This is a genomic window from Stenotrophomonas sp. YJH_SMC_4, from assembly GCF_059371575.1.
In genome coordinates this window covers 649,826-673,232 of the sequence record NZ_JCAFUR010000001.1, presented here as the reverse complement: position 1 = coordinate 673,232, position 23,407 = coordinate 649,826, and the positions used below count along the sequence as shown (strand labels likewise).

Annotated in this window: 24 protein-coding genes and 1 tRNA gene; 20 read left to right on the top strand and 5 right to left on the bottom strand. The window is 66.8% G+C overall.

Features of this window, described 5'->3' with window-relative positions; all coding sequences use genetic code 11:
* The first annotated feature begins 106 nt into the window (after positions 1-106).
* From dnaX to AC5P9F_RS03215, 4 genes are all read left to right on the top strand, one after another.
* Complete coding sequence (gene dnaX, locus AC5P9F_RS03230) at positions 107-2,140, top strand: DNA polymerase III subunit gamma/tau (protein WP_165931272.1); 2,034 nt, start codon at positions 107-109, stop codon at positions 2,138-2,140.
* Positions 2,141-2,146: 6 nt separating this feature from the next.
* A complete protein-coding gene (locus AC5P9F_RS03225) occupies positions 2,147-2,467 on the top strand; it encodes a YbaB/EbfC family nucleoid-associated protein (RefSeq protein WP_005408298.1) in 321 nt (106 codons plus the stop codon).
* Between the two features lie 111 nt (positions 2,468-2,578).
* Positions 2,579-3,178 (top strand): recombination mediator RecR, encoded by a 600-nt coding sequence (gene recR, locus AC5P9F_RS03220; protein ID WP_005408299.1) that lies wholly within the window; start codon positions 2,579-2,581, stop codon positions 3,176-3,178.
* Between the two features lie 67 nt (positions 3,179-3,245).
* The gene (locus AC5P9F_RS03215; protein ID WP_005408300.1) at positions 3,246-3,605 is read left to right on the top strand and encodes a histidine triad nucleotide-binding protein; all 360 of its coding nucleotides are present in this window, start codon (positions 3,246-3,248) and stop codon (positions 3,603-3,605) included.
* 77 nt (positions 3,606-3,682) lie between these two features.
* Here the strand turns inward: AC5P9F_RS03215 and AC5P9F_RS03210 are convergent, their stop codons facing one another.
* Genes AC5P9F_RS03210 through AC5P9F_RS03195 form a run of 4 tightly spaced genes read right to left on the bottom strand, consistent with a single transcriptional unit; the run spans position 3,683 to position 8,049 of the window.
* Positions 3,683-4,210, bottom strand: coding sequence for a Slp family lipoprotein (locus AC5P9F_RS03210; RefSeq protein ID WP_005408301.1), 528 nt, complete (start codon positions 4,208-4,210; stop codon positions 3,683-3,685).
* On the bottom strand, positions 4,207-6,156 hold the full coding sequence (locus AC5P9F_RS03205; protein WP_060380412.1) for a transglutaminase TgpA family protein: 1,950 nt from the start codon (positions 6,154-6,156) through the stop codon (positions 4,207-4,209). The genes AC5P9F_RS03210 and AC5P9F_RS03205 overlap by 4 nt, the downstream gene beginning before the upstream one ends.
* Positions 6,149-7,093, bottom strand: coding sequence for a DUF58 domain-containing protein (locus tag AC5P9F_RS03200; RefSeq protein WP_005408303.1), 945 nt, complete (start codon positions 7,091-7,093; stop codon positions 6,149-6,151). The genes AC5P9F_RS03205 and AC5P9F_RS03200 overlap by 8 nt, the downstream gene beginning before the upstream one ends.
* 2 nt (positions 7,094-7,095) lie before the next feature.
* Positions 7,096-8,049, bottom strand: coding sequence for an AAA family ATPase (locus AC5P9F_RS03195; protein ID WP_005408304.1), 954 nt, complete (start codon positions 8,047-8,049; stop codon positions 7,096-7,098).
* 42 nt (positions 8,050-8,091) lie between these two features.
* Between AC5P9F_RS03195 and AC5P9F_RS03190 the strand changes: the two genes are divergently transcribed.
* The gene (locus AC5P9F_RS03190) at positions 8,092-9,933 is read left to right on the top strand and encodes a glycosyltransferase family 39 protein (protein WP_012479285.1); all 1,842 of its coding nucleotides are present in this window, start codon (positions 8,092-8,094) and stop codon (positions 9,931-9,933) included.
* Between the two features lie 265 nt (positions 9,934-10,198).
* On the opposite strand, the gene AC5P9F_RS03185 is transcribed toward AC5P9F_RS03190, so the two are convergent.
* The gene (locus tag AC5P9F_RS03185; RefSeq protein ID WP_059033317.1) at positions 10,199-10,768 is read right to left on the bottom strand and encodes a Maf family protein; all 570 of its coding nucleotides are present in this window, start codon (positions 10,766-10,768) and stop codon (positions 10,199-10,201) included.
* Positions 10,769-10,881: 113 nt separating this feature from the next.
* Here AC5P9F_RS03185 and AC5P9F_RS03180 point away from each other — a divergent pair, with 113 nt between their 5' ends.
* The 15 genes from AC5P9F_RS03180 to AC5P9F_RS03110 all read left to right on the top strand — a co-directional run bounded on the left by AC5P9F_RS03180 (position 10,882) and on the right by AC5P9F_RS03110 (position 23,116).
* Positions 10,882-11,391, top strand: a complete 510-nt coding sequence (locus AC5P9F_RS03180; RefSeq protein ID WP_049397145.1) for a YceD family protein — start codon at positions 10,882-10,884, stop codon at positions 11,389-11,391.
* Positions 11,392-11,498: 107 nt separating this feature from the next.
* On the top strand, positions 11,499-11,693 hold the full coding sequence (gene rpmF, locus AC5P9F_RS03175) for a 50S ribosomal protein L32 (protein ID WP_005408308.1): 195 nt from the start codon (positions 11,499-11,501) through the stop codon (positions 11,691-11,693).
* A 91-nt stretch (positions 11,694-11,784) separates the two neighbouring features.
* The gene (locus AC5P9F_RS03170) at positions 11,785-12,762 is read left to right on the top strand and encodes a beta-ketoacyl-ACP synthase III (protein WP_005408309.1); all 978 of its coding nucleotides are present in this window, start codon (positions 11,785-11,787) and stop codon (positions 12,760-12,762) included.
* A 78-nt stretch (positions 12,763-12,840) separates the two neighbouring features.
* Complete coding sequence (locus AC5P9F_RS03165; protein ID WP_005408310.1) at positions 12,841-13,623, top strand: BUD32 family EKC/KEOPS complex subunit; 783 nt, start codon at positions 12,841-12,843, stop codon at positions 13,621-13,623.
* 256 nt (positions 13,624-13,879) lie between these two features.
* Positions 13,880-14,824, top strand: coding sequence for an ACP S-malonyltransferase (gene fabD, locus AC5P9F_RS03160; protein ID WP_049419366.1), 945 nt, complete (start codon positions 13,880-13,882; stop codon positions 14,822-14,824).
* An 82-nt stretch (positions 14,825-14,906) separates the two neighbouring features.
* The gene (gene fabG / locus AC5P9F_RS03155; protein ID WP_005408312.1) at positions 14,907-15,650 is read left to right on the top strand and encodes a 3-oxoacyl-ACP reductase FabG; all 744 of its coding nucleotides are present in this window, start codon (positions 14,907-14,909) and stop codon (positions 15,648-15,650) included.
* A gap of 152 nt (positions 15,651-15,802) precedes the next feature.
* Complete coding sequence (gene acpP / locus AC5P9F_RS03150) at positions 15,803-16,042, top strand: acyl carrier protein (RefSeq protein ID WP_005408313.1); 240 nt, start codon at positions 15,803-15,805, stop codon at positions 16,040-16,042.
* Positions 16,043-16,185: 143 nt separating this feature from the next.
* A complete protein-coding gene (fabF, locus tag AC5P9F_RS03145) occupies positions 16,186-17,448 on the top strand; it encodes a beta-ketoacyl-ACP synthase II (RefSeq protein WP_308680104.1) in 1,263 nt (420 codons plus the stop codon).
* 214 nt (positions 17,449-17,662) lie between these two features.
* Positions 17,663-19,027 carry an aminodeoxychorismate synthase component I gene (locus AC5P9F_RS03140; RefSeq protein ID WP_308680106.1) on the top strand — a complete coding sequence of 455 codons (1,365 nt, stop codon included), beginning with the start codon at positions 17,663-17,665 and terminating at the stop codon, positions 19,025-19,027.
* 125 nt (positions 19,028-19,152) lie between these two features.
* Complete coding sequence (mltG, locus tag AC5P9F_RS03135) at positions 19,153-20,214, top strand: endolytic transglycosylase MltG (protein ID WP_049403323.1); 1,062 nt, start codon at positions 19,153-19,155, stop codon at positions 20,212-20,214.
* Complete coding sequence (tmk, locus tag AC5P9F_RS03130; RefSeq protein ID WP_111117991.1) at positions 20,211-20,876, top strand: dTMP kinase; 666 nt, start codon at positions 20,211-20,213, stop codon at positions 20,874-20,876. Before mltG ends, tmk begins: the two co-directional genes overlap by 4 nt.
* The gene (locus AC5P9F_RS03125) at positions 20,873-21,829 is read left to right on the top strand and encodes a DNA polymerase III subunit delta' (protein WP_005412451.1); all 957 of its coding nucleotides are present in this window, start codon (positions 20,873-20,875) and stop codon (positions 21,827-21,829) included. The genes tmk and AC5P9F_RS03125 overlap by 4 nt, the downstream gene beginning before the upstream one ends.
* Positions 21,826-22,179 carry a PilZ domain-containing protein gene (locus AC5P9F_RS03120; RefSeq protein WP_005412452.1) on the top strand — a complete coding sequence of 118 codons (354 nt, stop codon included), beginning with the start codon at positions 21,826-21,828 and terminating at the stop codon, positions 22,177-22,179. The genes AC5P9F_RS03125 and AC5P9F_RS03120 overlap by 4 nt, the downstream gene beginning before the upstream one ends.
* Positions 22,180-22,314: 135 nt before the next feature.
* Positions 22,315-22,389 (top strand) — tRNA-Val (locus AC5P9F_RS03115).
* Positions 22,390-22,840: 451 nt separating this feature from the next.
* A complete protein-coding gene (locus AC5P9F_RS03110) occupies positions 22,841-23,116 on the top strand; it encodes a hypothetical protein (protein ID WP_059033322.1) in 276 nt (91 codons plus the stop codon).
* Positions 23,117-23,407 lie beyond the last annotated feature (291 nt).

Below are 23,407 nucleotides of genomic sequence, written 5' to 3'. Positions count from 1 at the left end.
GCACTTCACAAGCACCCCGGCCAGGAACCCGCGAAAGATGTGCCGGAGGCGAGGGGGGCTGGACAGGCATGGCACAATGGAACATCCGATGGAAAACGGTGGCCTGATGTCCTATCTCGTCCTTGCCCGCAAGTGGCGTCCAAAGCGTTTTGCCGAGCTGGTGGGCCAGGAACACGTGGTCCGTGCGCTCAGCAACGCACTGGACAGCGGCCGGGTCCACCACGCGTTCCTGTTCACCGGCACCCGCGGCGTGGGCAAGACCACCATCGCGCGCATCTTCGCCAAGTCGCTGAACTGCGAACAGGGCACCAGTGCCGATCCCTGCGGCCAGTGTGCAGCCTGTCTGGATATCGACGCCGGCCGCTACATCGACCTGCTGGAAATCGACGCCGCGTCCAACACCGGCGTGGACGACGTGCGCGAGGTGATCGAGAACGCGCAGTACATGCCTTCGCGTGGCAAGTACAAGGTCTACCTGATCGACGAAGTGCACATGCTGTCCAAGGCGGCGTTCAATGCGCTGCTGAAGACGCTGGAAGAGCCGCCGGAGCACGTGAAGTTCCTGCTGGCCACCACCGATCCGCAGAAGCTGCCGGTCACCGTGCTCAGCCGCTGCCTGCAGTTCAACCTCAAGCGCCTGGACGAGGACCAGATCCAGGGCCAGATGACCCGCATTCTGGCGGCCGAGGAGATCGAGGCCGACGGCAGTGCCATCGTGCAGCTGGCCAAGGCCGCTGATGGCAGCCTGCGGGACGGCCTGTCGCTGCTGGACCAGGCGATTGCCTATGCCGGCGGCGCGCTGCGCGAGGACGTGGTGCGTACCATGCTGGGCACGGTCGACCGCACCCAGGTGGCGGCGATGCTCGATGCGCTGGCTGACGGCGATGGCCCGCGCCTGCTGCAGGTGGTGGCCGCGCTGGCCGAATTCTCGCCGGACTGGAGTGGCGTGCTGGAAGCGCTGGCCGAAGGCCTGCACCGCATCCAGGTGCAGCAGCTGGTACCGGGTGCGGCCGTTGCCGAAGGCCTGGATGCCGCCGCATTCGCCGAGCGCCTGCGCCCGGAAGTGGTGCAGCTCTGGTACCAGATGGCCTTGAACGGCCGTCGTGACCTGCCGATGGCGCCGAGCCCGCGCGCGGGCTTCGAGATGGCCGTGCTGCGCATGCTGGCGTTCCGCCCGGCCGCGGCGGTCCCGCCGGTGCCGAAGTCGGTGGAGGGGGCAGGCAATGCGCCGGGTGGCAATGCTGCCGGTGGTGGCACCCGTGCGGGTACCCACGAAGCGACGCCGGCGACTGCCGCCGCTTCGGCAAGCCCGGCCGTGGTGGCGCAGGTGGCCGCTCCGGTGCAGGCCGCGCCGCGCGAACCTGAACCCGAACCTGAGCCGGCCCCGCAACCCGAACCGGACCCGACGCCGGAGCCCGAGCCGGTTCCGGTGGAAGAGCCGGTGTCACCGCCGCCGGTGAAGGCCGAAGCAGCGGCGCCGCCGTCCGTTGAAACAGAAGTGGGCGACGACCTGCCGCCGTGGGCCACCGACGAAGCCGAGGCACGTGACGAGGCGCTGGCGGCCGAGATGGCTGGGCCGGAAGCTGCCATGGTGGCGCCCTGGCATGAGCCGCCGGCTCCCGTCGCGGCTCCCAGCGAGCCTGCACCGCCCGAGCGCCCGTTCCGCACTGAAGGCATTGCCATCGCGCCGGTCGAGCCGGCGCCAGTGCAGGAGAATGCGCCGCTGGAAGGTGTGAGCGACCTGGCCAGCGCCGAGGACTGGCTGGATCTGGTCGCCAACAGTGGCCTGAGCGGCCCGTCGCGGCAGCTGGCCGCCAACGCTGCCTTCATCAGTTGCCAGCACGGGACCTTGAAACTGGGCCTTTCGCCCGGATTTGAATACCTGCGCTCGGAGCGCGCGCTGGCCGCCCTGGGCGAGATGCTGGAGAAGGCCCTCGGCCAGGCGCCGAAGATCGTGGTCGAGACCGTGGAAACCGAACACGTTCCGGCCGAGACTCTGCACCAGCGTGCCGACCGCCAGCGTAGTGAGCGGCAGCAGGTGGCGGAGGCCGTTTTCATGGACGACCCGGAAGTGCAGGTGCTGATCCAACAGCACGGTGCCCGGGTTGTTTCCGATTCCATCCGTTCTTTTGACGAGTAAGACACCATGCGCGGAAACATCGCCCAACTGATGCAGCAGGCCCAGAAAATGCAGGAAAACCTGCAGAAGGCCCAGGAAGAAATCGCCAAGATCGAAGTGACCGGCAGCGCCGGCGGCGGCATGGTCAGCGTGACCCTGACCGGTGCCAAGGAATGCCGCAAGGTGCGCATCGACCCGTCGCTGACCAGCGACCCGGAGATGCTGGAAGACCTGATCGCCGCCGCCTTCAATGATGCCTCGAACAAGATCGATGCCGAGTCGAAGTCGAAGATGGGGTCGGCCACCGCCGGCATGCAGCTGCCGCCGGGCATGAAGCTGCCGTTCTGATTTCCCAGGGGGCGCCTGCCGCTGCAGGTGCCCGCTCCAACCCTCGGTCGAGCATGGTTCGACTCTACAGACAGCTGTCGAGCGTGCTCGACGCCATGAAAGCATGCCGCCGTGTCCGCACCCCTGCTTGAACAATTGATCGACGCATTGCGGGTGCTGCCTGGCGTCGGCCAGAAGACTGCACAGCGCATGGCCTATCACCTGCTCGAGCGCGAGCGCGAAGGTGGCCAGCGTCTGGCCGAGACACTGGCATTGGCGGTGGAGCGAATCGGCCACTGCGTGCAGTGCCGCGATTTCAGCGAAACCGAGCTGTGCCCGACCTGTGCCAACGGCAGCCGCGAGCGCAGCCAGCTGTGCGTGGTCGAATCGCCGGCCGACCGCCTGGCCATCGAGAACGCCACCGGCTTCCGCGGTGTCTACTTCGTGCTGCAGGGGCGGCTGTCGCCGCTCGATGGCATCGGCCCGCGCGAGCTGGGCCTGGAGCAATTGGAGCGACGGTTGGCCGAAGGCGAGGTGCAGGAGCTGATCATCGCCACCAGCGCCACTGTCGAGGGCGAGGCCACCGCGCATTACCTGGCGCAGCTGGCGCGCGCACGCAAGGTGCAGCCGAGCCGTTTGGCGCAGGGCCTGCCACTTGGCGGTGAACTCGAATACGTCGATCGCGGCACGCTCTCGCACGCGTTCGGAACGCGCAGCGAATTCCGCGATTGAATGCCGGCCGGGCATCCCCCGGCGCGGCCGGCCTACAATGCGGATGACATCCCCGCCGAGGCCGACCATGAGCAACGAAACCCTCTTCAGCAAGATCATCCGTCGCGAGATCCCGGCCACCATCGTCTACGAGGATGACGAGGTGCTGGGCTTCAAGGACATCGCACCGCAGGCACCGGTGCACGTGCTGTTCATTCCGAAGAACGAGATCATTCCGACCCTGGATGACCTGCAGCCGTCGCAGGCGCACCTGATCGGCAAGCTGGCGCTGGCTGCCGCCGAGTATGCGCGCCGCGAGGGCTTCGCACAGGACGGCTACCGCATCGTGATGAACTGCCGCGAGCATGCCGGGCAGACCGTGTTCCATATCCACATGCACCTGCTGGCCGGTGCGCCGCTGGGGCATTTCGGTGCGCCTGGGCGTTGAAGCCCCTGTCCACGCCATGCGCGGATGAAAAAGGCCGCCCGAGGGCGGCCTTTTCCGTCATGCCTGTGCGGTGACGATCACCACCAGCCCCAGCGACCATAGCCGCCCCAGTACGGACCATACGGGCCCGGGCCCCACGGGCCATATGGGTAGGGCACCACGTCGACCTGGCGCTGTTCCGGCCACAGGTAGATCACATCGGCCGACAGCTTGGGCAGGCGGTAGTCGTACTCGCCGATGCGGGTGTTCTGGTAGCCGTCGATCTTGCCGATGAAGGTCACGTCACGACCGGCTTCGAACACGGCCGGGTCGTAGAAGCCGGCACGGCAGGCGATGAAACGACCGTCGCTGGCGTCGGACGAGGTGGTGTTCGGGCGGCCACTGCCATTGAGCGGGCGCGAGATGATCTGGAAGCAGGTCTCGCCCTGGCCGGGCTTGGTTTCGATGATGCGACCGCCCCAACGGACCGGCGTGCCGACCTGCTGGGTAGCGACCGAGTCGCGCGGGGAGACCAGGCTGAACTGTCCCTGCAGCGGCTTGGGGGCCGTGGCGCAGGCCGACAGGGCCAGCGTGGCCACAGCGGTGAGAAGGAACTTGGTGTTCATGGGGAGGCTCCGGAAGTCGGGCGATGCCTGCGCAGGTCCCGCAATAATGAAGCGAGGTCGGTGCAAGTTCCAGCGTAGCGCGCGTCGGCGAAACGCTGGCTGAGTGCGAGCAGGGCCGGGTCAGGGCGCTGCCGGTGTACCCGCTGGGCCCAGTCCTGTGCGGTTTCGTGCGGTTCACGGGCCAGGCCGAGGCGGGCGTAGCGCCGTCCGAGCCGGTGCCAGGCGCGCAGCAGCGGGTCGCGTTCGCGCTCGCCACGGGCCAGCAGCCAGGCCATCCACGCCAAGGCCAGCATCGTTGCCACCACGAAGCCAGCGACAAGTTGCGTGGGGCCCAGATCATCCAGCCCGAACGGCGTGAGCAGTTGCTGCTGGCGGCGTGCATCGAATGACAGCACCAGGTCGTTCCAGCCGCGGCGCAGCCAGTCGCCCATCTGCCCCAGCTGCTGCCAGCGTTGCTGCAGTGGCGTGTCCGTACCGGCCTGCAGGCGGTCGTCCAGTGTGTCCAGGATGCGTTCCGGTGCCACGGCTGCGGTCGGGTCAACCCGTACCCAGCCGCGCTGCGGCAGCCATACCTCGGCCCAGGCATGGGCGTCCATCCGCCGCACGATCCAGTAGTCGCCAAGGCGGTTGTAGGTGCCGCCGGCAAAGCCGGTCACCACCCGTGCCGGGACGCCGGCGTTGCGCATCAACACCACGAAGGCCGAGCTGAAGTGTTCACAGAAGCCGGCCTTGTAGCCGAACAGGAACTCGTCGATCGGGTCGCGCCCTGCCGCAGGGGTGTCCAGCGTGTACGAGAAGTCGGTGGTGATCCACTGCAGCGCGCGGCGCACGATGGCCTCGTCATCGCTGCCAGCCTGCTGCCGCCATTGCTGCGCCAACGTGGCGGTGCGCGGGTTGAAGCCACTGGGCAACTGCAGCGCGGCCCGTCGCAGATAGGGTGACAGCGTGCTGTCGAAGCGTTGTGGTGGCGCCGAATGCAACCGCCAGCGGCTCAGCGACGCCAGTGACCGCTCGCTGCTCAGGCTCATGTCCGCATCCAGCGTGCTGCCTGCAGGCGCGCGGCTGGGCAGGTCCAGTGCCACCAGCTGGCGGCGGTCGGTGGGTTCGTAGTCGATCTGGTAGTCCCAGCCCTGCGTGCCGGCCTCGACCACGGCCGCCGGCCGTCGCTCGCTGGCGCGGTCACGTGTCCAGCGCCGGCCATCGAAGGCGGTCAGTACCGGTCCTCGCCAGTAGCGTTGCATCGGCTCGGGTACCTCGCCGAAGAACTGCACGCGCAGCGCCGGGGCATCGTCGGCCATCAGGTCCAGCCACTGGCCGGGCTCCATGCTGTCGGACAACCCCGGCGTACCCACGGCGCGCTCGGGAACACCCCACAGTGGCGTGGCCAGGCGCGGGAACAGCCAGAAGCAGGCCAATGCCAGCGGCAGGCCGATCGCCAGCAGGCGGCCAACGCCGCGCAGCTGCCCTCGCAAGGGCAGCGGCGCGGCGTGGCCTTCATCCCCGGCCAGCCGTTGCAGGGCGAGCAGCGCGCTGATCCCCGCCAGTGCGGCCAACACCGTGGTCAGTGGTCCTTGGTCGAGCAGGAACGCCGCAAACGGGGAAAACAGCGCGAACCCGAGCAGGCTGCGGGCATCGCGCCGGCTGCGCAGTTCGCTGGACTTGATCGCCAGCATCGCTGCCAGCAGGGCGCAACCGGTATCGCGCCCAGGTCGGACCATCCCCATCTGCCAGGCGATGGCACCGAGCATGGCCAGCACCAGCAGCAGGCGCACCGGCATGGGCAGCACCTTCCGCCACGACAGGACCGCAGTCACGAGCGCTGCGGCCGCGATCACGCCCGCCAGCAGGGGCGGCAACTGCAGCAGCAACGGCAACAGCGCCAACGCCGCGCTGGCCAGGGTCCAGTTGCGGGCATTGCGGTCGAGCGCGGGCGTGGTCTCAGTCATGCGGCATCAATGCCAGTGCACGCAGGCACAGGTGGTGGTGGCCGGCGCCCTGGCCTGGCCCGAACGGCGGGTGTGCAGGCAGCAGCAGGGTGTAGCGGCGGCCTTCGCGCTCGGCCATGTCGACCCATCGCGCCAAACGCGCGATGCGTGCTTCATGGCCCAGCGGGGACAGCGTGCGCCAATCGAGGATGACTTCGATGCCAACCGGCTTTTCGTACTCGCGCACCAGCAGGCTGTCGCGGCGTGCCGAGTGCTTCCACGAAATGCTGCGTGGCGCATCGCCCGCACGATAGGGCCGTAGCTGATGCAGTTCCTCGCCACTGGCGTGGGCGCGCGTGTGCAGCGGATCGTTGCCGCTTTCCGGCAGTGCAGGGGCCAGCGCCTCGGGTTGCGGATAGACCAGCAGCGGTTGTTCCGGCCACACCCACGACCATGCCCGCACCAGGCCCAGTGGCTGGGTGGTGGAGAGGCGGATGCGCGGGAGCTCCAGCCAGCCGCGGCGTTCGCTGGGAACGTGCAGCTCCACTTCACCGCGGCCGTGTGCAGGCAGCGAGGTCCAGGCCTCGCTGTCACCCAGCTGCAGGTGCAGGCCGTGGCGTGCGCGCGGATCACGCAGTGACAGGTCCACGCGCAGGCGCAGTGGTTGCCCGGCAGGAACCGGCTCGGCGGAGATCGCGTCGATCTGTACGCCGGACAGCTGCAGGTGCGCGGCGATGGCGCTGGCGATCGCCGCTGCCGCCAGCAGCAGGGCCAGCAGCAACGCCGGGTTGTTGTTGTAGTTCAGTGCGCCCAGCAGCATTGCCGCCAGCAGCGCGGCGACGAACAGGCCGAAACGGGTGGGCAGCACGTAGATGCGATGGCGGTCCAGGCGCTGCGGCAGTGCTTCAGGCCTGCGCGGGCGTGCCAGCAGTTGCAGTCGTGCCCAGCGCGTGGCCACCCTCAATCCACCGCAACGGTCTGCAGGATGGCCCGTGCCAGTGCCGGCCCCGAGCTGGACTCGGCTTCGGCCACGAGGCGATGACCGGCCACCGCCACGAACAGGGTCTGCACGTCCTCGGGCACCACGTGGCCGCGGCCCAGCAGAAGTGCATGCGCCCTGGCCGCGCGCAGCAGCGCAAGGCCGGCACGCGGTGACAGGCCCACGCGCACGCCGGCGTGCTGGCGGCTGCGGGTCAGCAGGGCCTGCACGTAGTCGACCAGTGCATCGCTGGCATGGACCTGGCTGACGGCTTCACGCAGCGCGCGTACCTGGGTGTCATCCAGCTTCGGTACGGCACGTGCGATCAGGTCGCGGCGGTCTGTACCACGCAGCAGTTCGCGTTCGGCCTGCGCACTGGGGTAGCCCATCGCCAGGCGCAGCAGGAAACGATCCAGCTGCGAATCCGGCAGCGGGAAGGTACCGGACAGGTCCACCGGGTTCTGCGTGGCGATCACGAAGAACGGATCGGGCAGGGGATGGGTCTGCCCATCCAGGGTGACCTGCTGTTCGGCCATCGCCTCCAGCAGCGCGCTCTGCGTGCGCGGCGGCGCACGGTTGATCTCATCGGCCAGCAGCACGTGGGTGAACACCGGCCCCGGGTGGAACTGGAACTGGCGGCTGCCGGCCTCGTATACCGAAACGCCCAGTACATCGGCGGGCAGCAGGTCGGAGGTGAACTGCACGCGCTGGAAACTGAGGCCCAGGCTGCTGGCCAACGCATGCGCCAGCGTGGTCTTGCCCAGGCCGGGCAGATCCTCGATCAGCAGATGGCCACCGGAAAGCAGGGCGACGAAAGCCAGCCTGACTTCTGGCACCTTGCCCAGCACCAGTGCGTTTACCTGATCCTGTGCCTCCCGCAGGGCCTGGCGCAGTTGATCGGTTAGCATGCTGGGATTGGGGGACGAGGCTGGCATGATCGTCTCAGGTCTGGAATCCATTCGATTATCCATAGAGCAATGCAGGGCGAACAGCGCGCGCGGACAATATTTCTCTGGTTATGGACGCTGGTCACAGCGGCCAAGCTGGTAGTGGCTGCGCGGCTGCCACTGTTTGTTGACGAGGCGTTCTATTGGCAGGAAGGCCAGCATCTGGCCGCTGCGTATTCGGACCTTCCCGGACTGACCGCGTGGTTGGCGCGCCTGGGTGTGGAGATCGGTGGCCACCATGTGCTCGCGTTGCGCCTGCCGTTCCTGGCCATCGGCGCGCTGCTGCCGTTGCTGGTGGTGCGCACGGCCACGCGCTGGTTCGGCAATGTGGCCGGTTGGCAAGCGGGCAGCCTCACGCTGTTGATGCCGTTGTCGGCGACGCTGGGCCTGCTGGCGGTGCCGGATGTGCCCATGGCACTGGCCGCGGTGATCTGCCTGCACGCCGGTGCGCGGCTGCTGCACAACGTTGATGCATCGTCGGCGATGAAGCTTGCGCTGGGCCTGTCGATCGGTGCGCTCAGTCACTACCGTTTCATCGGTGTCATCGGCGTTGGCTTCATCGCGTTGCTGGCGCTGCCGCAGGGGCGGCGCATGCTGGCCGATCCGCGCGTATGGGTCGCGCTGGCGGTGGGCGTGCTGGCGTGGCTGCCGTTGCTGGCATGGAACGCGGACAACCACGACGCCGGCCTGAAGTTCCAGGTGGTCGAGCGCCATCCCTGGACGTTCGAATGGAACGGGCTGTGGTTCCTGGTGATCCAGCCCATGCTGGTCACCCCGATCCTGTGCATGGCGATGTGGAAGGTGGCGCTGGCCGGTACCCGCAGGGGCGGCGGCACGCGCGTGCAGTGGCGCTACTTCGGCCTGGTCGGGGGCGTATCCACGCTGGGCATCTTCCTGCTGGGCTTCTTCACCGACGTCGAGCGGATCAGTTTCCATTGGCCGCTGCCGGGCTACCTGGCCCTGCTGGTGGCGGTGCCGGTGGTGCTCAACGGCTGGCCACGCTGGCTGCGGCGCACCGGCTGGTGGCTGGCGGGCGCAGGCATGGTGCTGGCGTTCGGCTATTACCTGATGGCCTCCACGCCTGCGTTGCGCGAGCAGCTGGCAGGCAGCAAGTACTACCCGCGCAATTTCGCTGGCTGGCAGCCGTTGGCGATGGCGGTGCGCGAAGAGTTGCAGCAGATGCCGGCGGGCACGCGGGTGCTGGCGGGGAACTTCAAGGTGGGGGCCGAGCTGGGCTTCCAGCTCGGCAATGGCGATATCGAAGTGCTGCCGCATCCGCTCAACGACAAGCATGGGCGCACCGCGCAGCTGGCGCAGTGGGAACTGCTGCATGAGGGCAAGCGCTCGACGCCGATGCTGCTGGTGCTTTCACCCAGCGACCAGCGTTACCGCGATCTGCTGGCGCGCTATCACGCCATCTGCGGACAGGTGGGGCCGTTGCCGGCGCCGCGGGTGGTCAGCAGTGACCATGGCTTCCAGCGTTTCCTGCTGTTCCGGCTGCCGGCGCAGCGCGCGTCCGGGGCGTGCGTGACTCCGGCAATGGCGTGGCTGGATACGCCTTCCAACGGCGAAAAGGTGTCTGGCACGCTGGCGATCAAGGGATGGGCGTTCAAGGATGGTGTCGGCCTGGCACGGGTTGAGGTGCTGGTCGATGGCCGCTCGATGGGGGATGCGCGCTATGGCCGCGCATTCGACGTGCGCCAGACCTGGCCGGACAGCACCGATCCGCAGCATCCTGCGGTGGGCTTCGATGCTTCATTGGACACGAGCACGCTGGCGCCGGGACGGCATTGGCTGGGCCTGCGCCTGCACGGTCGCGATGGCAGCGTGGAGGAATGGCAGGAGCAGCCGTTCGAGGTTCGCGGGCGCTGAGGCGGAGCGCGGTCCAGGTGGTCGCGCGCCAGGTTGGTTGCGTGCTCCAGGTTGGTCGGGTGCTCCAGGTTGGTCGGGTGCTCCAGGTTGGTCGGGGGCTCCACGTTGGTAGAGTCGACTGTTAGTCGACTGCTCTTCCAGCCGCCGGCAAAACCCCGCGCTGCGCGCGATGGTCGACTGACAGTCGACGCTACCCGGCTCAGGTCCTACCCGGCCCATGTCCGGCCTGTTTCCGCGATCGGTGCCGGCAATCAGTGTGTCGCCTTCAGGGCACCGCGAACCGTGCCTGGCGCAGCAACCCGCACAGCGCGATCAGCGGCAGGCCGATCAGCGCGGTCGGGTCGCGGTTGTCGATCGCTTCGAACAGGCTGATGCCCAGGCCCTCGCACTTGAAGCTGCCGGCACAGTCCAGCGGCTGTTCGGTGGCCACGTAGCGTGCGATCTCCTCCTGGCCCAGCGCGCGGAAACGGACCTCGGTCAGATCCACGGCACTGAATGATTCTCCGTCTCGCGTGAGACTGATGGCGGTATGGAAGCGTACTGTCTGCCCGGACATCGCCGCCAGCTGCGCGCAGGCCGCCCCGGCCGTGCCCGGTTTACCCAGCGGCCGCCCGTTCAGGTCCGCCACCTGGTCCGAGCCGATCACCCAGGCGCCGGGGTGGCGGGCGGCGACTTCGGTTGCCTTGGCCGTGGCAAGGCGCGTTGCAAGGGCCAGCGGCGTCTCACCGTTCAACGGGGTTTCATCCACCTCCGGGCGCGCGCAGTCAAAGGGCAGGCCCAGCCGCTGCAGCAACTCGCGGCGGTAGCGGGAGGTGGAGGCCAGGACCAGTGACATGCGAGAATACCGGGGCAGGGTGCGGCAGTCTGGCCTGTGCGCAGCGCCAGCAGCAAGTGCTGTATGGCGGGCATTTGACAGCAGCCCCCCCGATCCTTAGTATTCAGCGGCTTATGTCCGCGAACGTGCCCGAATCGCTGGATGCTTGGCGGATGGTCGTAGCGCGAAGGCGCTTCGACGGCCAGGTTTCCCTGGCTGAATTGACCCGCCTGCAGGGGCTGGTCGCAGATACCGACGGCGAGTGTTCCTACTCGCTTGAATTCGGTCGCGACGAAGTCCTGCGGGTATCCTATGTGGAACTGACCATCGACACCGCGTTGCCGCTGACCTGTCAGCGCAGCATGCAGCGATTCCTGTTGCCGGTGAAGGTGACCCAGAGGCTTGGCCTGATCCGCGACGAGGACGAGGAATCGTCCCTGCCGGAGGAGTACGAGGCGTTGCTGGTGCCGGAAGACGGCCAGCTGCGTCCGCTGGACCTGGTCGAGGACGAGTTGGTGCTGGCGGTGCCGGTGGTTCCGCTGTCGCCCGACGGTGAAGCAGTCGACAAGGACTGGGCGCCGAGCGAAGAAGAAGCAAAGAAGGCCAATCCGTTCGCGGCATTGGCGGCATTGAAGAAACAATAGCAGCCGGATTGTCGTCGGCGGCTGCGGCGAAAGCGAAAGTGTGCTGGGCGCTGGCGTCCTGCGCGACGATACGACGAAGCAAAACGAACCGAGTTTGGAGCAATCCCATGGCTGTGCAGAAATCCCGTGTTACCCCGTCCCGCCGCGGCCAGCGCCGTTCGCATGACGCCCTGAGCGCCAAGCAGCTGTCGACCGACCCGACCACCGGCGAAGTGCACCTGCGTCACCACATCACTGCCGACGGTTTCTACCGCGGCAAGAAGGTCATCCAGACCAAGACCTCGGCCGTCGAAGAAGATTGATGTGCCGGGAAGGCCGCTGCCCCCGGGCAGCGGCCTTTGCCTTCTTTCCCGGGCGTGCCGGTGATCGGCGGCCCGCGCAACAGGAAACATGATGAGCAAGCGGATCTATTCGAGGATCGCGGGCACCGGTAGCTATTTGCCGGAAAAAGTCCTGACCAACGCCGACCTGGAAAAAATGGTCGAAACCTCGGATGAGTGGATCCAGTCGCGCACCGGAATTCGTGAACGGCACATCGCGGCCGAAGGCGAAACCACCAGCGACCTCGGCTACCAGGCCGCGTTGCGCGCACTTGAAGCGGCCGGTATCGACGCTTCGCAGCTCGACATGATCGTGGTCGGTACGACCACGCCTGACCTCATTTTCCCCTCCACCGCGTGCCTGATCCAGGCCAAGCTCGGTGTTGCGGGGTGCCCTGCCTTTGACGTCAACGCCGCCTGCTCGGGCTTCGTGTTCGCGCTGGGCGTGGCCGACAAGTTCATCCGTTCCGGCGACTGCAGGCACGTGCTGGTGATCGGCACCGAAACGCTGACCCGCATGGTCGACTGGAACGATCGCACCACCTGCGTGCTGTTCGGCGATGGCGCCGGCGCCGTCGTGCTCAAGGCCGACGAAGAAACCGGCATCCTCAGTACCCACCTGCATGCCGACGGCAGCAAGAAGGAGCTGCTGTGGAACCCGGTGGGCGTCTCGACCGGCTTCAAGGACGGCGCCAACGGTGGTGGCACCATCAACATGAAGGGCAACGACGTGTTCAAGTACGCCGTCAAGGCGCTGGACTCGGTCGTGGACGAGACCCTGGCTGCCAATGGCCTGGACAAGTCCGACCTGGATTGGCTGATTCCGCACCAGGCCAACCTGCGCATCATCGAAGCCACCGCCAAGCGCCTGGACATGTCGATGGACCAGGTGGTGGTGACTGTCGACAAGCACGGCAATACCTCGTCCGGCTCGGTGCCGCTGGCGCTGGACGCTGCGGTGCGTTCGGGCCGCGTCGAGCGCGGCCAGCTGCTGCTGCTGGAAGCCTTCGGCGGTGGCTTCACGTGGGGTTCGGCCCTGCTGCGCTATTGATAGTGCAAGTTACGACAATGTGAAGTTTTGTCGTTACGGCCCCTCTGGGGCCGTAACGCGTTTAAAGGAGTACACGTCATGGTTGAGCCCATCGTCATCGAAGGGCAGCGCGCCTGGCTGAAGCAGTACGGCAAGGGAAGCCGCGCAGTGGCCCTGGGCCTGCTCAATTTCGTTGCCCGCCGTTTCCATCTGGACGCCCTGCGGCCACCGCCGCACCGTGGTGGTGATGCCGCGCGAGAAACCGAAGCCCGTCGCCTGGGAGAACTGCAGGCGCAAGGCGTGAACGTGCCCGACGTGCTGGGCAGCGGCCACGCCGCGCTGGTGATCGGTGACAACGGCAGCTCGTTCAATACCTGCCTGCGCCAGGCCGATGAGGCCGGCCGCGACCGGCTGGTGATGGCGGCCATGCAGGCCATCGCCGAAGCGCATGCGCGCGGCGCCTATTTCGGCCAGCCGCTGCCGCGCAACCTCACCTGGGATGGGCAGAAGGTGGGCTTCATCGACTTCGAGGAAGATCCGCTGGAAGTGATGGATCTGTCCGAAGCGCAGGCCCGCGACTGGCTGATGTTCGGTTACGGCGTGGCCAAGTACTACGCCGACCGCCCCGAGCAGCTGCAGGCGATGATGGCCGAGGCGATGGGCGAGGCCCAGGCGCCTGTGCGCGAACACGTGCACGCGGTCAGCGGCCGCCTGCGCAGCCTGGCCCGGGTCTGCATGAAGCTGGGCCGTTCAGCGCGCGCGCTGGCGCATTCGATCTTCATCGCCCATGGCGCCAGCACGGCGGGCGTACTGATGCTGGTGGGCCTGTGCGTGGACTTCCTCGCCGACGGCGACCTGGACGTGCTGCAGCTGTTCTGCTGATGGCAGGTTCGCGCTGCTGGCAGGTTGGCGCTGCGGTAGAGTCGACTGTCAGTCGACTTCCGCGCGCAGCGCAGGTTTTCAGCGGCTGATCGAAGGGCAGTCGACTGTCACTCGACTCTACCTGGGCGGGGCACCGCACCGGATGCGGGGTTGTCCCGCGGCGGCGCTCCATACGCCTGCATACGCGCACGTACAGACGACACAGCGGATTCGCCCTTATCATGGCCCGCTTCGATTGCAACAAGCGGATGACCGCGTGACCGTATCCACCCTCGCTTTTGTCTTCCCCGGCCAGGGCTCGCAGTCTGTGGGCATGGTGGCCGAGCTGGCCGAACTGCACCCGCAGGTGCGTGAAGCCTTCACCGAAGCATCCGATGGTGCCGGCGTCGACCTGTGGGCGCTGTCCCAGGGTGGCCCGGAGGAAATGCTCAACCGTACCGAATACACCCAGCCGGCCCTGCTGGCCGCGAGCATCGGCGTGTGGCGTGCCTGGAACGCCTTGGGCGGTCCGCGCCCGTCGGTGCTGGCCGGCCACAGCCTGGGCGAGTACACCGCCCTGGTCGCCGCTGGCGCGCTGAGCCTGCATGACGGTGCGCACCTGGTGCGCCTGCGCGGCCAGCTGATGCAGGAAGCCGCACCGGCCGGTGTCGGCGCCATGGCCGCCGTGCTCGGCGCTGAAGACCAGCTGGTGCTGGACGTCTGCGCCGAAGCCGCGGGCAGCCAGGTGGTGGTGCCGGCCAACTTCAATTCGCCGGGCCAGATCGTGATCGGCGGCGACGCAGATGCGGTTGACCGCGCGCTGGCGCTGCTGGCCGGGAAGGGCGTGCGCAAGGCCGTCAAGCTGGCCGTGAGCGTGCCCTCGCACACCCCGCTGATGCGCGAAGCCGCCAACCGCCTCGCCGAAGTGATGGCCGGCCTGTCCTGGCAGGCGCCGCAGCTGCCGGTGGTGCAGAACGTGGATGCCCAGGTGCATGACGGTATCGACGCGATCCGTACCGCGCTGGTCCAGCAGCTGTACCAGCCGGTGCAGTGGACCGGATGCGTGCAGGCGCTGGCCGGCCGTGGCATCACCCGGATCGCCGAGTGCGGCCCGGGCAAGGTGCTGACCGGCCTGGTCAAGCGCATCGACAAGGCCATCGACGGCCGTTCACTGGCCACCCCGGGCGACTTCGAAGCCGCCCGCGAGGCATGGTCGGCCTGACTCCCCCTGTTCCTGCCGACCGTACCGGTGGCCGCTGCACGCGGTACGGGTACGGCGGCCGCCCCAGCCTGAGGAAAACATCATGAGCAAGCCCCTGCAGGGTGAAATCGCACTGGTCACCGGCGCCAGCCGTGGCATTGGTGCCGCCATCGCCGATCTGCTGGCCGCCCAGGGCGCCACCGTCATCGGCACCGCCACCACCGAATCCGGCGCTGCCGCGATCGGTGAGCGCCTGGCCGCCCACGGCGGCCACGGCCGTGCACTGAACGTGACCGACGCTGCCGCGCTGGACAGCGTGCTGGACGGCATCGCCAAGGAGTTCGGCCCGATCTCGATCCTGGTCAACAATGCCGGCATCACCCGCGACAACCTGCTGATGCGCATGAAGGACGAGGATTGGGCGTCGATCATCGACACCAACCTGACCAGCGTGTTCCGCACCAGCAAGGCGGTGATGCGCGGCATGATGAAGGCACGCAAGGGCCGCATCATCAACATCGCATCGGTGGTGGGCGTGACCGGCAATGCCGGCCAGGCCAACTACGCGGCCGCCAAGGCCGGCATCATCGGCTTCAGCAAGTCGCTGGCCAAGGAAATCGGTTCGCGCGGTGTCACCGTCAATGTGGTTGCTCCCGGCTTCATCGACACCGACATGACCAAGGCGTTGCCGGAAGAAGCGCGCACCGCGCTGATCAACGACATCGCCCTCGAACGCCTGGGTTCGCCGGAGGACATCGCCCATGCGGTGGCCTTCCTGGCCAGCCCGGCTGCCGGTTACATCACCGGCGAAACCCTCCATGTGAACGGTGGCATGTACATGCCGTAAGCAAGGGGCGCAGGGATTGCGCCGCAAGTGGTTGATCTGCTGAGGTTTTTGCTGCGATGCAAGGCCGCGCCGGTTTCCACTACACTATCCCACGGCCATCGCCTTTGATGGCGACCACTTTTGAACCACAACTCCATCTGGAGCGAGATCCCATGAGCACCATCGAAGAACGCGTCAAGAAAATCGTCGTCGAACAGCTTGGCGTCAAGGAAGAAGAAGTCACCAACAGCGCATCGTTCGTCGATGACCTGGGCGCTGACTCGCTGGACACCGTCGAGCTGGTGATGGCCCTGGAAGAAGAATTCGAGTGCGAGATCCCGGACGAAGAAGCCGAGAAGATCAGCACCGTGCAGGCCGCCATCGACTACGTCAAGGCCCACGTCAAGGCCTGATGTCAGACGGCAGTGCGCGTGCAGGTATTTCCTTGCCGCGCACCGCACCCCATGGGGCCGCTGTTGCGGCCCCGTGTGTTTGGGCATCACATCGAAGCAAACCGAGTTACCCGTAGAAATCATCCGGGTCAGGAGAAACAGCAATGAAGCGTCGCGTCGTCGTAACCGGCCTGGGTATCGTCTCGCCGTTGGGCAATGATCTGGCCAGCAGCTGGGAAGGCATCACCCACGGTCGTTCGGGCATCGGTCCGCTGACCAACGTTGCTGATGCCTACGTGGATCGGTTCACCACCAAGATTGCAGGTGAGGTCAAGGGATTTGACATCACCGCCGATAATGAACTGTTCGGCAGGTTCCGGGTCAGCGGCAAGGATGCCAAGAAGATGGACCCGTTCATCCATTACGGCCTCGGTGCCTCGTTCATGGCCCTGCACGATTCGGGCCTGGAGATCACCGACGCCAATGCCGAGCGCATCGGCGCCATCGTCGGCGCCGGCATCGGCGGCCTGCTCGGCATCGAAGAGCAGACCATCGAGTTCCACGAGGGCAAGAAGATCTCGCCCTTCTACGTGCCCAAGACCATCATCAACATGCTGCCGGGCCAGCTGAGCATCATCACCGGCCTGAAGGGCCCGTCGTTCTCGGCGGTGTCGGCGTGCGCGACCTCGAACCATTCGATCGGTACCGCGATGCGCATGATCCAGTACGGCGATGCTGACGTGATGGTGGTCGGCGGTGCCGAGCGTGGCTCGTCGCCGACCGCGCTGGGCGGCTTCTGCGCGATGAAGGCCATGAGCACCCGCAACGATGCCCCGGAACAGGCTTCGCGCCCGTGGGACAAGGACCGTGACGGCTTCGTGCTGGGCGACGGCGCCGGCATCCTGATCCTGGAAGAGTACGAGCACGCCAAGGCCCGTGGTGCGAAGATCTATTGCGAACTGGCTGGCTTCGGCGCCAGCTCCGACGCGTACCACATGACCGCACCGAGCGAGAACGGCGAAGGCGCCGCGCGCTGCATGGTCATGGCCATGAAGGATGCCGGCGTGACCCCGGAGCAGGTGGGTTACCTCAACGCGCACGGCACCTCCACGCCGCTGGGCGACCTGGGCGAGACCATGGCGATGAAGACCGCCTTCGGCGACCACGCCTACAAGATGATGGTCAGCTCCACCAAGTCGATGACCGGCCACCTGCTGGGTGCAGCGGGCGGCGTGGAAGCGATCTTCTCGGTGATGGCGCTGCAGGACAACGTCATCCCGCCGACCATCAACCTGCAGCAGCCGGGCGAAGGTTGCGACCTGGACTACGTGCCGAACGAAGCACGCCAGGCCAAGGTGGACGTGGTGATGTCCAATGGCTTCGGCTTCGGCGGCACCAACGGCACGCTGATCTTCAAGCGCGTCTGAGTGGTGTTGCGACGCCGCGCCACGCTCGACGTCGCATTGGTAGAGTCGACTGTTAGTCGACTGCCTTTCGATCCGCCGCGGTGATCGTTGATGGGAAAGCAGTCGACTGACAGTCGACTCTACCCATCGGCAATCCGACAAGCGGATCAACGCCGTGCACCACGGAGCCGCCGCAAGGCGGCTTCCGTGCATCTGAATTCCCGAACTGGCTGCCATGACCCACGCACCGCTGATCCACCCGCTGCCGCACCCGATCGATCTGCTGGCCCTGCAGCAGCACGACCCGGCGCGCTTCCCGCTGCTGATGGAATCCACCGCCTCGGGCACCGCCCAGGGCCGCTGGAGCCTGCTGCTGGTCGCGCAGGGCGATGGCCTGCGGCTGGATGCCGACGGCCAGGTGCGCGACCAGCACGACCTGGTGCAGCCCGGCACGTTCCTGCAGGCACTGGATCGCGCCTGGCAGCATGAGCGCCTGCCGCATGACGGCAGCCACAGCCTGCCGTTCCGCGGCGGCTGGGCGTTGATGCTCGATTACGAAGTGGCCAGCCAGATCGAACCAGTGCTGCCAGCGCGTGCTCGCGGGGACGGTCGCCCGACCGCGCTGGCGCTGCGCTGCCCGGCGGCGGTGCTGCATGACCACCACAACGATGCCAGCTTCGTCATCGCCGAAGCCGGCGAGCAGGCGTTGCTGGATGCGCTGGTGGCGATGGCCTCGGCCGCGCTGCCCGAAGCCGGGCAGGGCTGGCAGCCACCGCAGGCGGTCGGCGAGGACGCGCCGCAGCGTTTCACCGATGGCGTGCGCCGGGTGATCGAGTATCTGCGCGCCGGCGACGTGTTCCAGGTGAACCTGTCGCGGCGCTGGAACGCGCAGTTCGCTGCGCCGGTCAGCCCGCAGGCGCTGTACGCACAGCTGCGTCGTGCCAACCCGGCGCCGTTTGCCGGCCTGTTCAGCGCGCACGGCCGCCATGTGGTCAGTTCCTCGCCGGAGCGGCTGGTGTCGGTGCACGCCGGCCATGCGCAGACCCGTCCGATTGCGGGTACGCGGCCACGCTTCGAAGGCGACGACGATGCCGCGCGCATCCTGGAGCTGGTCGGCCACCCCAAGGAGCGCGCCGAGCACGTGATGCTGATCGACCTGGAGCGCAACGACCTGGGCCGCATCTGCCTGCCGGGCACCGTGGTGGTCGATGAGCTGATGACCGTGGAGAGCTACGCGCACGTGCACCACATCGTCAGCAACGTCAGCGGCTATCTGCGCCCGGAGGTCACGCCCGGCGAGGTGATCGCCGCCACGTTCCCGGGTGGCACCATCACCGGCTGCCCGAAGGTGCGCTGCATGCAGATCATCAGCGAGCTGGAGCAGGTGCCGCGCGGTGCCTATACCGGCGCGTTCGGCTGGCTGAACCGCGATGGCGACCTGGACCTGAACATCCTGATCCGTACCGCCGAAGTGGATGGCCACGAGGTGAGCTTCCGCACCGGCGCCGGCATCGTGGTCGATTCGGACCCGGACAAGGAGCTGGACGAGACCCGCGCCAAGGCCCGCGGCCTGCTGCGCGCGCTGGGCCAGCAGGGGTAGTGCCGGCGGGTGCCGTTGTTCCGGTGGGTGCCGACCGTTGGTCGGCACGGCTGCGTGGCCCCGGTCATGACCCCAATCCACCAGCACGGTATCCTGCACGACGGAATCGAGTTCAGAGGTAGTCCATGGCGGGAGCCAAGCGCGGGTGTCTGTTCGTGGTAACGCTGGTGGTGGTGCTGGGCGCCGTCGTGGCCGGCGTGGGCGCGTGGTTCTTCTACCAGCAGACGCGTTTCGCCGATGCCCCGATCACCCCGACTGCCGAGAGCGTGGTCATCGCCAGCGGCGATGGCATGAACAGCGTGCTGCGCAAGCTGCGCGATGCCGGCGTGGACGAGGGCCAGGACACCCAATGGCAGCTGCTGGCGCGCCAGCTCGACGCCGCCGGCAAACTGAAAGTGGGCGAGTACGCGCTCAGCGCCGACCTGACCCCGCGCGAGCTGTTGCTGCGCATGCGCGCGGGCAAGGTGCTGCAGCACCGCGTCACGATCGTCGAGGGCTGGAACATCCGCCAGCTGCGTGCTGCGCTCAAGCGCGCCGAGCCGCTGCTGCACACCACCGACAATCTTGATGATGCCGCGCTGATGCAGCGCCTCGGCTTCGGTGGCCAGCATCCGGAAGGCCGCTTCCTGCCGGAGACCTATGTCTACCAGCGTGGCGACAGCGATCTGGACGTGCTCAAGCGCGCCCATGCCGCAATGGAAAAGGCGCTGGATGAGGCCTGGGAAAGCCGTGCACCGGACCTGCCGATCAACACGCCCTACGAGCTGTTGACGATGGCCTCGATCATCGAGAAGGAAACCGCGCTGGCCAGCGAACGCCCGCAGATTGCCGGCGTGTTCATGCGCCGCCTGAAGATCGGCATGCGCCTGCAGACCGACCCGACCGTGATCTACGGCCTCGGTGCCGCGTATGACGGCAACATCCGCCGTCGCGACCTGACCACCGATACGCCGTACAACACCTACACCCGTGCCGGCCTGACCCCGACCCCGATCGCGATGCCCAGCCGCGACGCGCTGATGGCCGCCGCGCAACCCGCAGCGGGCGACGCGCTGTACTTCGTCGCCGTGGGCGATGGCAGCGGCGCGCACGTGTTCTCGCCCAGCCTGGACCAGCACAACGCCGCAGTCGCCCGCTACCTGCAGCAGCTGCGCCAGCAACGTACCCAGGAGACCCCGGCGCAATGAGTCCCGCGCTGCTTCGCCACCCGCGTTTCGTCAGCCTGGAAGGCGGCGAGGGCGCGGGCAAGACCACCGCCATCAATGCCATCCGTGACTGCCTGCGCAGCCACGGTCATGAGGTGGTACTGACCCGCGAGCCGGGCGGTACGCCGCTGGCCGAGCGCATCCGCGGCCTGGTGCTGAAGCCCGATGCCGAGATCGCCGCCGAACCGCTCAGCGCCGAAGCCGAGCTGCTGCTGGTGTTCGCTGCACGTGCGCAGCATGTGCGCCAGGTGATCCAGCCGGCGCTGCAGCGCGGTGCCTATGTGCTGAGCGATCGTTTCACCGATTCCAGCTATGCCTACCAGGGCGGTGGCCGTGGCCTCGATCCGCAGTGGATTGCCGATCTGGAGCGCCGCGCGGTGGGCCTGCTGCCGGGCCTGACCCTGCTGCTGGACGTGGACGTGGCCGTCGGCCGGGCACGCGCCAATGGCCGTGATCTGTGGCCGGACCGCATCGAGAGCGAACAGGATGATTTCTTCCAGCGCGTGCGCGAAGTGTTCCGCAGCCGTGCGCAGCAGGATCCGCAGCGCTTCGCGTTGATCGACGCCGGCCAGATACAGGCGCGCGTCGCCGCTGATGTAGTTGCGCGTGTCGAGCGCTGGCTGCAGGACGGGGAGGGCGCATGAGCACGTTTTCGCCCTGGCAGCAGCGCGCGTTCGACCAGACCGTGGCCGCGCTCGATGCGGGTCGCCTCGGCCATGGCCTGCTGATCTGCGGGCCGGCCGGGCTGGGCAAGCGTGAGGTGGCGTTGGCGTTGGCTGACCACGTGCTGGCGCGCGGGGATGCCGCGCACGCCACGCGCACGCGCCAGCTGATCGCCGCCGGTACCCATCCGGACCTGCAGCTGGTCAGCTTCATTCCGAACAAGAGCGGCGACAAGCTGCGTACCGAGATCGTCATCGAGCAGGTGCGCGAGATCACCGACAAGCTGGCGCTGACCCCGCAGTACGGCGTGGCGCAGGTGGTGATCGTGGACCCGGCCGATGCGATCAACCGCTCGGCCGCCAACGCACTGCTGAAGACGCTGGAAGAGCCGCAGCCCGGCCGCTACCTGTGGCTGATCAGCAGCGACCCGGCACGCCTGCCGCAGACCATCCGCAGCCGTTGCCAGCGCCTGGAATTCAAGTTGCCGCCGCAGCACGAAGCGCTGGCCTGGCTGCAGCAGCAGGGCCACAGCGAAGCATTGGCGCGCGAAGCGCTGGAGGCCGCCCGCGGCCATCCCGGCCAGGCCGACAACTGGCTGCGCGAAGACGGCCTGAGCCTGCGCCGCGAAGTCGGTCGAGATCTGGAACAGCTGGCCGCCGGCAAGACCGGCGCGGTGGAGCTGGCGCAGAAGTGGTGTGGTGACGACAACGCGGCGCTGCGCCTGCGCTTTGCCGCCGACCTGGCGCTGGCCCAGGCCAGCACCGATGCCTTGACCACGCCGGAGCGATTGCACAAGCTTGCAGCCTGGTTCGATGCGGCCAACCGCACCCGCGACCTGCTGCGCACCACGGTGCGTGCAGACCTTGCGGTGGTCGAGTTGCTGCTGGCCTGGAACAAGGTGAACGAGCGGCCTGCCGCAAGGGGAAATCGATGAGTGCCAGCAACGCCCGCCAGGGCATCCTGTCCCTGGCCGTGAAGGACAAAGCCGCGCTGTACAGCGCGTACATGCCGTTCGTGAAGAACGGCGGCATCTTCGTGCCCACGCCCAAGCGCTACTTCCTGGGCGACGAGGTGTTCCTGCTGCTGACCCTGCCCGATTCCAGCGAGCGCCTGCCGGTGGCCGGCAAGGTGATCTGGGTGACCCCGGCCGGCGCGCAGGGTAACCGTACCGCCGGCATCGGCGTGCAGCTGGCCGACGGTGCAGAAGGCGAGGGCGTACGCCACAAGATCGAGACCCTGCTGGCTGGGCTTACCGGCTCGGACAAGCCGACCCACACGATGTGAGGTGGCACGCCGGGCCTTCCTGTAGAGCCGAGCCATGCTCGGCTGCTTGCCCCGGAAAACACCCATGAACACGAATGTGAAAAAGTGTTGACGGCCTCTGAAAAGCCCCTATAATGAGCGGCTCAGCAACACACCGGGCGGTTAGCTCAGCGGTAGAGCATTGCCTTCACACGGCAAGGGTCACAGGTTCGATCCCTGTACCGCCCACCAATACAATCAAAGTGTTGCGACGAAACCGGCCTAGAGCCGGTTTTTTCGTAACTGCAGGGTAACAGCACCATGACTGCTACAGCGCGTAGTTCTTCTGTGGCAATTGCTGCCGTGGTTTTCGAAGGAATCACTGTTACGGATGCAGCTGGGAACCCTGCCCCTCTGGCTGTCGTAGATGACGCCGGCAATGTGCTTGCCAGTGGTTCCGAAGTTGCTAGAGCAGCTTGGGAAGCGAGCATCACCGCTTATCGAAACTACCTGGTCGGTCAAAGTCATTTACGGGTCCTCGTCCGACCGGATTGACGATACCGCTCCAGGCCAATGGGTCGTAAGGCCGCATAGTCAGCGGCAGGCATCCGAGCGACCGCTTCCAGCCAGTGGCGACCTGTCCAATTCCTTGCTTCAATCGGGACGCGCAATGAGGCGCTAAGGCAGGTTTGATGGAGCGAAGATGGCTGTCTATATGGTGGGTTACGACTTGAACAAGTCAGGCAAGAACTACGCGGATCTGATCGCTAAGATCAAAGAGATCAGCAATGGTTACTGGCATCATCTCGATTCGACTTGGTTGATTGGTCATAACGGTACTTCGGAGGCAATCCGAGACGCGCTGATACCCTTCCTCGACGGAGACGATGAGCTCTTGGTTGCCTTGCTCGCAAGCGGTGATTGGGCCTCCTACGGTATCAACCAAACTGGCGCTCAGTGGCTTCACGAGCACATGTGATCGTAGCCCTCACTCGGTACCACCGAGTGGGGGCTAAATCGCCGACTTCCCGGTAATTTACCGCTGGCGCAGCCTGCTTCCGAGGATGCAGGCTGGCCTCATGTCGCGTATGTTCAGTTCGCGGTACTTCGAATCCACGAGCCGACCAATCTATCTCCGCCGTTTCGCGGGCTGGCTGGATCTATCCACTTCTCTCAGAAAGTAGCCCTTTTAAGTTTTCTTAATGCATTGTCGTCTCAGTTGATGCCGCCGGATTCGTCGGGGGCCGTCGCGAATACACAGGAGTTGAAC